Here is a 972-nt window from a genome sequence, read left to right as displayed (position 1 = left end):
AACGTCTTTTAGCTGCCCCTTTTCAAATTATTAATGCCATCATGCAAGCACGAGCGCACATGAAGCGCTGGCAGCCGGATGCCGTTTTAGGTATGGGCGGCTATGTGAGTGGTCCGGGTGGTATCGCGGCTTGGTTAAGCGGTATCCCGGTTGTTCTACACGAACAAAACGCGGTTGCAGGTTTAACAAATCAATGGCTATCAAAGATCGCTAAGAAAGTCTTTCAAGCGTTTGCCGGCGCATTTCCTTCTGCGGCGGTTGTCGGTAACCCAGTACGTGAAGACGTAACGCAGTTGGATGAGCCCGCTCAACGTATGCAAGAGAGAGAAGGACCAATTCGTATTCTTGTTATGGGCGGCAGCCAAGGGGCGCGTATTCTTAATCAAACATTACCAGCGGTGATGGCAAACTTGGGACAAGACTACTGTATTCGTCATCAAGCAGGTAAAGGCGCAGCGCAAGAAGTGCAAGCCGCTTATCAAGCGAACAATGTTGCTAATGCAGAAGTGACCGAGTTTATCGATGATGTTGCACAAGCGTATGCGTGGGCAGATCTGCTAGTGTGCCGTTCTGGCGCATTGACGGTATCTGAAGTCTCAGCAGCAGGTGTAGGCGCGATTTTTATCCCGTTCATGCATAAAGACCGTCAACAGGCACTGAATGCCGACCATTTAGTGGAATGCGGTGCTGCGAAGATGATTGAACAACCTGATTTAACCGTGGAGTCTTTGACTCAACAGATCCAACAATTGGATCGCCAAGCTTTACTTTCAATGGCTCAAAAGGCACGCAGTGCCGCAAAATTAGATGCTGACAAAGTTGTCGCACAAGCCATTGTCGCTTTGACCGAAAAGCGTTAACGAATTATTGAGAATCGAATTAATGACTATCCAACATACACAAGACTTAGCTCAGATTCGCGCGATGGTACCAGAAATGCGTCGCGTGAAATGCATCCACTTCATCGGTATC

Annotated in this window: 1 protein-coding gene; it reads left to right on the top strand. The window is 48.4% G+C overall.

The features are described from left to right. On the top strand, window positions 1-860 hold an 860-nt coding region (gene murG, locus R7P74_RS25140; RefSeq protein ID WP_318123361.1), incomplete at its 5' end, for an undecaprenyldiphospho-muramoylpentapeptide beta-N-acetylglucosaminyltransferase. Window positions 861-972: the final 112 nt, after the last annotated feature.

Source organism: Vibrio sp. 2033 (assembly GCF_033339735.1).
This window is presented reverse-complemented; position numbering and strand designations above follow the sequence as displayed.